The 10,320-nt window shown below is 54.7% G+C and carries 9 protein-coding genes and 1 pseudogene; 7 read left to right on the top strand and 3 right to left on the bottom strand.

The features are described 5' to 3' along the window. Positions 1-282: 282 nt before the first annotated feature. Positions 283-1,149, top strand: a complete 867-nt coding sequence (locus tag V6E55_RS24000; RefSeq protein ID WP_316944036.1) for an L-threonine kinase — start codon at positions 283-285, stop codon at positions 1,147-1,149. Here the strand turns inward: V6E55_RS24000 and V6E55_RS24005 are convergent. From V6E55_RS24005 to cobA, 3 genes are read right to left on the bottom strand one after another with little or no spacing between them, the layout of a single operon-like run. Beyond that, entirely contained in the window at positions 1,141-1,788 is a 648-nt protein-coding gene (locus V6E55_RS24005) for a precorrin-2 dehydrogenase/sirohydrochlorin ferrochelatase family protein (protein ID WP_114978318.1), read from the bottom strand. The two genes, V6E55_RS24000 and V6E55_RS24005, sit on opposite strands and share 9 nt — an antisense overlap. A 3-nt stretch (positions 1,789-1,791) precedes the next feature. After that, on the bottom strand, positions 1,792-2,862 hold the full coding sequence (gene cobD / locus V6E55_RS24010; protein WP_129996171.1) for a threonine-phosphate decarboxylase CobD: 1,071 nt from the start codon (positions 2,860-2,862) through the stop codon (positions 1,792-1,794). A 38-nt stretch (positions 2,863-2,900) separates the two neighbouring features. Next, complete coding sequence (gene cobA / locus V6E55_RS24015; RefSeq protein WP_316944037.1) at positions 2,901-3,671, bottom strand: uroporphyrinogen-III C-methyltransferase; 771 nt, start codon at positions 3,669-3,671, stop codon at positions 2,901-2,903. A gap of 518 nt (positions 3,672-4,189) precedes the next feature. On the opposite strand from cobA, the gene glmS reads away from it, so the two are divergent. From glmS to V6E55_RS24045, 6 genes and pseudogenes are all read left to right on the top strand, one after another. Next, the gene (gene glmS, locus V6E55_RS24020) at positions 4,190-4,639 is read left to right on the top strand and encodes a methylaspartate mutase subunit S (protein WP_028019184.1); all 450 of its coding nucleotides are present in this window, start codon (positions 4,190-4,192) and stop codon (positions 4,637-4,639) included. Further along, on the top strand, positions 4,639-6,027 hold the full coding sequence (gene glmL, locus V6E55_RS24025; RefSeq protein ID WP_114978321.1) for a methylaspartate mutase accessory protein GlmL: 1,389 nt from the start codon (positions 4,639-4,641) through the stop codon (positions 6,025-6,027). Before glmS ends, glmL begins: the two co-directional genes overlap by 1 nt. Before the next feature lie 18 nt (positions 6,028-6,045). Next, positions 6,046-7,491, top strand: a complete 1,446-nt coding sequence (locus V6E55_RS24030; RefSeq protein WP_316944038.1) for a methylaspartate mutase subunit E — start codon at positions 6,046-6,048, stop codon at positions 7,489-7,491. Then, complete coding sequence (locus V6E55_RS24035) at positions 7,491-8,732, top strand: methylaspartate ammonia-lyase (RefSeq protein ID WP_024907735.1); 1,242 nt, start codon at positions 7,491-7,493, stop codon at positions 8,730-8,732. Before V6E55_RS24030 ends, V6E55_RS24035 begins: the two co-directional genes overlap by 1 nt. A 3-nt stretch (positions 8,733-8,735) precedes the next feature. Continuing rightward, positions 8,736-10,106 carry an acyclic terpene utilization AtuA family protein gene (locus V6E55_RS24040; RefSeq protein ID WP_316944039.1) on the top strand — a complete coding sequence of 457 codons (1,371 nt, stop codon included), beginning with the start codon at positions 8,736-8,738 and terminating at the stop codon, positions 10,104-10,106. After that, positions 10,103-10,243, top strand: a pseudogene (locus V6E55_RS24045) (DUF4387 family protein); the annotation flags it as partial. The gene V6E55_RS24040 and the pseudogene V6E55_RS24045, both read left to right, overlap by 4 nt. Positions 10,244-10,320 lie beyond the last annotated feature (77 nt).

The following is a 10,320-nucleotide window of genomic DNA, read 5'->3' on the forward strand; positions in this document are numbered from 1 at the left end:
TCTGGCCATGATTTAACCCTCCAGAACAGAACCCTTTAAGTGTAGTCCTGAAGAGCTGAATCATGGTGGTAATCAGGAAATTCATTAAGGTATTAAAACCTGGCTATCACATAATATTGCTATTCAACGTAAGTTCGTGTGGCTTTATTGATGCGTTACGTATTCAGCAGAATCGCAGAATAATATGTAGGTTATCCAGGGGAGAATTTGCGGTATATCAAGGTACGAGGGATATCCTCATGACACTATGCTTCAGAATTTGCAGACCAGAAAGGTGGAAATGTGGCTGTTGCGCAATGCCCCGCGTCGTGCGGTGAGCTTATCCAGGGCTGGATTTTGGGCAGTGAGAAACTGGTCTCCTGCCCTGTCGAATGGTACAGCACGGTTGAGGTGAGCCACGGCTCAGCCCTGGCGGATGAACGCCCACTGTCGCGCGCGATGGTCGAGCGGTTATTGCAGCACTGGCACTACCCGGCGCAGTTGAGCCAGGATATCCGCATTGATGTCCATTCGACCATCCCGATTGCCAAAGGGATGGCCAGCAGCACCGCAGATATTGCCGCCACCGCCATCGCCACCGCCCACCATCTGGGGCATCAGCTCGACGAAAGCACACTGGCAACGCTTTGCGTTTCACTCGAACCTACCGACAGTACCGTGTTTCGCCAGTTGACCCTTTTCGATCATAACGACGCTTCCACGCAGATTTCATGTGACACCCAGCCCAATCTCGATCTGCTTGTTCTTGAAAGTCCGCAAACGCTGCGCACGGCCGATTATCACCGCATCCCACGTCAGGCTGGGTTACATGCCGGTGCGCCAGCGCTGAAGCGTGCATGGGAAAAAGTACAGGAATCCTGTATGACGCAAAACCCTTACCGGATGGGAGAAGCGGCAACCCTCAGCGCCATCGCCAGCCAGACACTGTTACCTAAACCGGATTTTGACGCACTGCTCTCACTGGTGGAGGAATGCGGCATCTACGGGGTGAACGTGGCGCACAGCGGCAGCGTCGTGGGGTTGATGCTGGACAGAAATAAAGACGATGTCGATTATGTGAAATGGCTGTTAGCAAAAAAACAGCTCACCCGTCACTGGCCTGAACAGCACCTGCTGCGGATGGTAAAAGGCGGCGTGACGCTACTCTGACAGCAACTTGTGCTGGATGAGCCACTCGACCTGCTGCTTAACCTCTTGCTCATGATTCTGCGCTAAAGCCTGTTGCAGCGGAACATGCCGGAAGAATGCGGCCCAAAATGCGCGCTTGCGATCCCGGTCAACGCATGCGCCGTTCACCCTTTCACGCAGCGCCCCCGCCAGCCGCACGCTTTCTCGCATGTCCGGAGGAAGATGGGCTGCGACATGTGCTTTGAGGATCTTACTGTAGACCGGCGCGTTGCCTCCGCAACTAAGTGCAATAATGACCGGCGAATGGTCAATAATGGCCGGTGAGATAAAGGTGGCAGCAGAAGGGTCGTCTGCGACATTGCAAAACAGACGCTCCGCGCTGGCGGCCCTGGCGACCTGACGGTTCACCTGCGGATCGCTGGTTGCGGCAATAACCAGCCAGCATGATTGCAGATACTGCGGCGCAAACGTCGCCGGGACCCACTCGATGTCACCGCACGCGTGCAGGCTGGCGAGTTCCGGCGTCAGGGAGGGCGCAACCAGACACAACTCAGCCCCGGCAGCCAGCAGCCCCTTTGCCTTATGCGTCGCCACCTGCCCACCACCTACGATCAGGCAGCGTTTACCCTTCAGATTGCAAAAAATCGGGAAATAGTCCATCGCCTAGCCTTGTAAAACGTCAGTTAGCGCGGCAATAAACCGACGGTTCTCCGCTTCAGTACGCACGGCAATCCGATAGTAGTCGCGATCGAGCCCTGGATAGTTTTCGCAGTGGCGAATAAGGATATGGTGACCAAGCAGTGCCGCTTTCAGGTCGAACCCCTGACGCAGGCAGCGGAAGAAAATAAAATTGGCCTGCGGCTCCCAGACCACCAGCGATGAAAAACGCGTCATCGCCTGCCACAGGAAATCCCGCTCCCGGGCGATAAAGGCATGGCTGCGAGAAATATAGTCCTCATCCAGCAACAAATGTTGCCCCACAAGTGCCGAAAAGGCATTCACGGACCAGGGCTCACGGGTGCGTTTAAGCTGGCGAATAGTCTGCGTATTTCCGCTGAGCAGATACCCAAGGCGCAGTCCGGGAATAGCAAAAAACTTGGTCAGAGAACGCAGCAGGTAAAGATAACGTGACTCAGCCAGTCGCGGCGCCAGCATGGATCCCTGCGGCAGAAAATCAATAAAAGCTTCATCAACAATCAGCGAAATCTCCAGCGTTTCGCACAGCGAGGCCAGTTGATCGAGAAGACCGGCATCAGGCATGAGTCCGGTAGGGTTATTCGGCGTTGCGATAAACAGGCAATCGGGCCTGTGCGCGCGAACGGCGTCCAGTATGGAGAAATCCACCTGGAACCCGTTCTGCTCACTCAGCGCGTAGTCGATTATCTGGCAACCCTGCTGCTGTAATGCCCGGCGATATTCGGCAAACCCTGGCACCAGCAGCATCGCCCGGCGAGGGGCAAGCGTTCGCACCAGGCCATAGATCAACTCCGTTTCGCCATTCCCGGCAATTGTCTGGTCGTAGTCACACTGACTGGCGCTGGCCAGCGCCTGATGAAGATGGCGGTATTCAACGTCCGGGTACTGCGTGATGATATCCAAATGGGACACAATGAGCGACCTGACGCGCTCGGGTAGCCCTAACGGATTGATGTTCGCGCTAAAGTCTAACAACAACTCGGGAGCGATCCCCAACTGCAGCCCCGTTTCCAGGACATTACCACCATGCTCACTCATTCGTTTCACTCGGCCATTTTGAAAATGTCAGGATAACATCAGACAACAACCTGATTCAGCGCGATATGCGATGCAGAAAACGCCAGTATCTCCTGCAGGTTGACCACCTCACCGACGACAATCAGCGCAGGAGCATGCAGTTGTTGACGCTCAACCTCGAGGTGGATATCGGTCAGCGTACCTTTGGCAATCTGCTGACGAGACTGGCTGGCATACATCACTACCGCCACCGGCGTCTCAGCGGACATGCCTCCCTCGATGAGCTGCTGGCAGATTTCCGTCAGCCGGGTCATTCCCATCAGAATGATCAGCGTTCCGTTGATTTTCGCCAGCGCATGCCAGTTTTGCGGATCGTTCCCCTGGCACATATGACCGGTCACAATATGAAAACTGGAGGCGTAATGACGGTGCGTGACCGGTATCCCGGCATAGGCCAATCCGCCAATCGAGGAGCTGATCCCCGGCACGACTTCAAACTCCAGACCGTCTTTCGCCAGTTGCTCGGCCTCTTCACCCCCGCGGCCAAAAACGTAGGGGTCACCGCCTTTCAGACGCACCACCTGCCGCCCTTCCCCGGCATGCTTAACCAGCAAGGCATTGATTTGTTCCTGAGGTACCGGATGATGACTTGGGGTTTTACCAACATCAATAATCAGACAGCTTGCCGGAGCCTGGGCCAGAAGCTCAGGGTTAACCAGGCGATCATGGACAATCACCTCCGCATGGCGGATACAGTGCAGACCTTTTACCGTTATCAGAGACGCATCACCAGGCCCTGCCCCTACAAGCCAAACCTTCCCTTTACTCATCGTTATATCCTCAGATTAAATATTCAAAGATGCAAGAAAACGGATAATTAAAATTAGCGCTGAATTATACCCACCTCCACATGCCAAAAATTTGATGTATTTATCACTCTCCCTTAATTGTACGAATGGCGTTTATGACCAATATCAATAAAACAGTAAATACCCTCTCACCAATGTCTGCATGGCAATAGCCCTCCACTTATAAAAGTCAAAAAAAATATATTTTCTACTCTCAACAATAAAACAGGCGCTCGATCACAAATATCACAATGCTTTTGTCATCAACGTTTACAGATAAATATCAAACCCAAAACCAACATCATTCAACAGATTGAATTTCAATGATTTTATATGACACGCCATTACCATCATCATTTTTGGAAGGATTTTTTGAAAATAGATCAATTGCTTCCTTTTCGTCTTCAAAAGACACTCCAACACCATTAACAGACCGAATATCCATTAACTATTTTTAATACCCATAATATTTTTACAATCAGCCCTACAGAGGATTACCCATGAAGAAATCAACACTTGTTATTGGCGTCATTGGTGCTGACTGCCATGCGGTAGGCAATAAAGTTCTGGACCGTGTTTTTACTTCTCATAATTTTCACGTCATCAATCTTGGTGTGATGGTGAGCCAGGATGAATATATTGATGCAGCCATCGAAACCGGGGCTGATGCTATTGTCGTTTCATCCATCTACGGCCATGGCGACATCGACTGCCTGGGGCTGCGTGAGCGCTGCATCGAACGCGGTATTGGCGACATCCTGCTTTTTGTTGGCGGTAATCTGGTCGTGGGTAAGCACGATTTTGCCGATGTCGAAGCCAAATTCAAAGAGATGGGTTTCAACCGCGTTTTCGCCCCAAGCCACGACCTGGAAGACGTCTGTCAGCTGATGGCGAACGATATACAGCAGCGTCAGCGCGTTGAAGAGCTTTGTCTTGAAGAGGGTTTCTGATGCAAATCGTCTCAGTCGACATAGGTTCGACGTGGACCAAAGCAGCGCTCTTCACACCAGAGGGTGATGCGCTAACGTTGGTCAACCACGTTCTGACCCCGACGACGACCCACCATCTGGCGGAGGGGTTCTTTACCAGCCTGAACCAGGTGCTAAACGTTGCCGATGCGCGACCTTTGCTGAACAGCGGGGACGTTACGCTGAAATACTCCTCGTCGGCAAAAGGTGGGCTCGCTGTTGCCGCAATGGGTCTGGTGCCGTCGATAACCCTGGAATCGGCCAAGGTCACCGCCCATTCGGCAGGTGCCAAAATCGCCCAGTACTACTCCTACAAACTGAACCGCCACGATATTCGGGCGCTGGAGGATTCTCCACCGGACATTCTGCTGTTCACAGGCGGTACGGATGGCGGAGAAGAGAGCTACGGTCTTGCCAATGCTCGCGCGCTGGCAGCGTCAAAGCTGGATTGCGCCATTATCTACGCTGGAAACCGCGATATTCAGGACGATGTGCAGGCTATTCTTGGCCACAAAGATCTGATTACGGTCGACAACGTTTTGCCTGACCTCGATCACCCGAATCCGTATGCCGCCCGCAAGGCCATCTGCGATGTCTTTCTGTCCCGCATTGTGAAGGGGAAAGGACTGGACGTTATCGTCGGGGAAACCGGCGAGGAGCCGATGCCAACCCCGTGGACCGTCTACGAGCTGGTGAAAGCGATCAGCGACGTCGACAGCGCGTGGAAAGAATTCATGCTGATCGACATGGGCGGTGCCACCACCGACGTCTATTCCGCCAGCGCCAACATGCTCTCCCCGGATACCGTTCTGCACGGTGTGCCTGAGCCATTTGTTAAACGCACCGTAGAGGGAGACCTCGGTATGCGCGTCTCGGCGGTGGTGGTCGGCGAAAGTACCCAGGAACTGGTGAACGCGGTGTTCGCCCATCAGCCTCAGCGCAAGGAAGCGTTTTATCGCTATCTGCGCCATCTGGTCGCCCACCCGGATTATCTGCCGGTCACCGAAGAAGAAAAACATTTCGACACGCTGCTGGCCGGGCTGTGCGTTGGGTACGCCAGCGAGCGCCATGCCGGCACTAAAAAACAGGTCTGTACCTGCGTAGGTAACGTCGATTTGCAGGTGGGGCGCGATCTGACCACCGTGCGCAAAGTGGTGGGCTCCGGGGGATGGCTTTCCCGCGCCAGCCAGTTTGATGTTCACCGCTGGCTGAAGTACCGCGAGCTGGACGACAGCAGCAGACGTGTGCTTTTACCCGGGCAGTTTGACTATTACCGCGATGCAAAAGGTCTGCTTCCTCTGCTGGCGAATGTCGCCAGGCTGGACCCGCAGGCGGCGGCTCGCACCAGTATTCATTGTTTAACCCTATAAAACCTAAGGCAGCAACGAATGGAACTTCGAAATAAAAAGCTAACCCATGACGAATTCATGACTGAGCGGCAACAGGTCTTACAAACCTGGCATACCGGCAAGGACGTTGAGAACTTCGAAGATGGCGTGAAGTACCAGCAAACCATTCCTGAGCAAAAACGCTTTTCTCACGCTTTACTGAAGGCGGACCAGGAAGGTAAAACCCTGAGCCAGCCGCGCGCTGGCGTAGCGCTCATGGATGAACATATCGCCCTGCTCAAAACGCTGCAGGAAGATTGCGATTTGCTGCCCAGCACCATTGATGCCTACACCCGTCTGAATCGCTATGAAGAGGCAGCGATAGGGATCCAAAAATCCATCGAAGCGGGCACCTCCAAACTTAACGGCTTACCGGTCGTCAACCACGGCGTCGCCGCCTGCCGCCGCATGACTGAAGCGCTGGAGAAACCGATTCAGGTACGTCACGGCACGCCGGATGCGCGCCTGCTGGCGGAGATCGCAATGGCCAGCGGCTTTACCAGCTACGAAGGCGGCGGTATCTCCTACAACATCCCTTATGCTAAGCGCGTCACTCTGGAAAAATCCATCCGCGACTGGCAGTACTGCGACCGCCTGATGGGCCTGTACGAAGAGAACGGCATCCGTATCAACCGTGAACCGTTTGGCCCGCTGACCGGCACCCTGATCCCGCCGTTTGTGTCCCACTCTGTGGCGATTATCGAAGGTCTGCTGGCGCTGGAACAGGGCGTGAAGTCAATCACCGTCGGCTACGGCCAGGTCGGTAGCCTGACGCAGGATATCGCCGCCATTCAGGCTCTGCGCGAACTCTCCCACGAATATTTCCATAACCACGGCTTTGACGATTACGAGCTGAGTACCGTCTTCCACCAGTGGATGGGCGGCTTCCCGGAAGATGAGTCGAAAGCATTTGCCATTATTTCCTGGGGTGCAGCAGTTGCCGGTATGTCCGGAGCGACCAAAGTGATCACCAAGAGCCCGCACGAAGCGTTCGGTATTCCGACCGCCGCCGCAAACGCCCAGGGTCTGAAGGCCTCACGTCAGATGCTCAATATGGTCAGCGATCAGAAATTCCCACCGTGCGCCGCCGTCGAGCAGGAAGTCGAGCTCATTAAGAGCGAAGTCCGCGCCGTGCTGAAAAAAGTCCTCGAGCTGGGCAACGGTGATGTTGCGCGCGGAACAGTACTGGCGTTTGAAGCTGGCGTGCTGGACGTACCGTTTGCTCCCGCCTCCTGTAACGCGGGCAAAATCCTGCCGGTGCGTGATAACGCCGGTGCGATTCGCGTGCTGGAAGCCGGCGCGGTTCCGCTGCCGAAAGATATTCTCGCCCTGCATCACGATTACGTCGCCGAGCGCGCGCGTTTTGAAGGACGTAAGCCCTCATTCCAGATGGTTGTTGATGACATCAACGCGGTATCCCACAGTAAATTAATAGGAAGACCATAATGAAAATTAAACAGGCCCTTTTCACCGCAGGCTACTCCTCATTCTATTTCGACGATCAGCAGGCCATCAAAAACGGTGCCGGGCATGACGGATTTATCTATACCGGCAATCCGGTAACGCCTGGATTTACGTCTGTTCGCCAGGCGGGTGAATGCGTATCCGTACAGCTGATTCTGGAAAACGGCGCAGTGGCGGTGGGCGATTGTGCAGCGGTGCAATATTCAGGTGCAGGCGGCCGTGACCCGCTGTTCCTGGCTGAACACTTCATTCCGTTCCTTAACGATCACATCAAACCGCTGCTGGAAGGCCGTGATGTTGACCGATTCCTGACGAATGCCCGTTTCTTTGACGAACTGCGTATAGATGGCCATCTGCTGCATACCGCCGTACGTTATGGCTTGTCGCAGGCATTGCTCGACGCGGCAGCCCTGGCGACCGGTCGTCTGAAAACGGAAGTCGTTTGTGACGAGTGGCAACTGCCGTGCGTCCCGGAAGCCATCCCATTATTCGGTCAGAGCGGTGACGACCGCTATATCGCCGTCGACAAGATGATCCTCAAAGGCGTTGATGTACTGCCGCATGCGCTTATCAACAACGTGGAAGAGAAGCTGGGCCTGAAAGGGGAAAAACTGCGTGAGTATGTACGCTGGTTATCCGACCGCATCTTAAGCCTGCGCACCAGCCCACGCTATCGCCCGACGCTGCACATCGACGTGTACGGCACCATCGGTCTGATTTTCGATATGGACCCGGTTCGTTGCGCCGCGTATATCGCCAGCCTCGAAAAAGAGGCCCAGGGCCTGCCGCTGTACATTGAAGGGCCGGTGGATGCGGGTAATAAGCCGGACCAAATCCGCCTGCTGACCGCCATCACCCACGAACTGATGCGTCTGGGTTCCGGCGTGAAAATCGTTGCGGATGAGTGGTGTAACACCTATCAGGACATTGTGGATTTCACCGATGCTGGCAGCTGCCATATGGTGCAGATAAAAACCCCGGACCTGGGCGGTATTCACAACATCGTTGATGCGGTGCTGTATTGCAACAAACACGGCATGGAAGCCTATCAGGGCGGTACCTGTAACGAAACGGAAATCAGCGCCCGTACCTGCGTGCACGTGGCCCTCGCCGCTCGCCCGATGCGCATGTTGATCAAACCGGGCATGGGCTTCGATGAAGGTCTTAACATCGTGTTTAACGAAATGAACCGCACCATCGCACTGTTGCAAACTAAGGATTAAAAGATGGCACGTACATTTAAGATCTTATCGCCAACGGCAATCCTGGGCTATGGCTTCCCGGAAGAGAGTTTTCGTAAAGCTATGGACGAGTCGCCGGATCTTATTGCTGTTGACGCGGGCTCTTCCGACCCTGGCCCCCACTATCTGGGGGCAGGTAAGCCTTTCACCGACCGGGCGGGGGTAAAACGCGATCTACGCTATATGATCGTGGCTGGCGTTAAGCACAATATTCCGGTGGTGATCGGTACCGCGGGTGGCTCCGGCGCCGCGCCACATCTGGAGTGGTGCCGGCAGATAATCCTCGAGATTGCTCAGGAAGAGAAGCTCTCATTCTCTATGGCGCTGATCCCGTCGGATGTCGATAAAGCCACTGTGCATCAGGCGCTGGATAACGGGAAAATCACTGCCCTGGATTTCGTCCCGGAGTTGACCCACGAGGCCATCGAGGAGAGCACCTATATTGTCGCACAGATGGGTATCGAGCCTTTCCAGCGGGCTCTTGCGGCCGGGGCGCAGGTGGTACTGGGCGGACGGGCATACGACCCGGCCTGCTTTGCCGCACTGCCTATCATGCAGGGCTTCGATGAAGGTCTGGCGCTGCATTGCGGTAAGATCCTTGAGTGCGCGGCAATTGCTGCTACGCCGGGATCTGGCTCCGACTGCGCGATGGGCATCATTGACGATAACGGCTTTACGCTGAAAACGTTTAATCCGAAGCGTAAATTCACCGAAACATCGGCTGCAGCGCATACCCTGTATGAGAAATCCGACCCGTACTTCCTGCCGGGACCGGGCGGCGTCCTGAACCTGAAAGGGTGCAGCTTCAAAGCGGTCAACGAGGGGGAAGTGTACGTCAGCGGTTCCCGTCACGAAGAAACGCCGTATGCGCTGAAGCTTGAAGGTGCCCGCCGGGTCGGCTTCCGCTGTCTGACCATTGCCGGTACGCGCGACCCGATCATGATTGCCGGGATCGATAACATCCTCGAAGAAGTGCAGGTCAGCGTGAAGCGCAACCTCTCGCTGAATGACGACAGCATCCGCATGACGTTCCACCTCTACGGAAAGAATGGCGTGATGGGCAACCATGAGCCGATGCAGTCTGCCGGGCACGAGCTGGGAATTTTGCTGGACGTGGTGGCCCCCACCCAGGATATCGCCAACAGCGTCTGTTCGCTGGTGCGCTCTACCCTGCTGCACTACGGCTATGAAAACCGGATCGCTACTGCGGGCAACCTCGCGTTCCCGTTCTCCCCTTCCGATATTCAGAGCGGCCCGGTGTATGAGTTCTCAATCTATCACCTGATTGAAGCGAGTGACGCGCTACGGTTTGATTTCCACATCGAGCAGGTCACGCCAGAAGGAGTTCAGTTATGAAACACAGTATTTGCTCACTGGCGCAGGTCATTCGTTCTAAAAATGCGGGGCCGTATGAGCTGGTTCTGGATATTTTATTTAAAACGCATGAAGACTATCAACGAGTAAAAGCCTCGGAGCAATTAACGCCACAGCTTAGGAAGGTGCGAACAAGTTCCTGATATGAGATCATCATATTCATCCGGAGCGCATCCCAGAGGGACATCATGAGCCA

It is taken from the genome of Enterobacter sp. 342 (assembly GCF_036663495.1).
In the GTDB taxonomy this organism is placed as follows: Bacteria; Pseudomonadota; Gammaproteobacteria; order Enterobacterales; family Enterobacteriaceae; genus Enterobacter.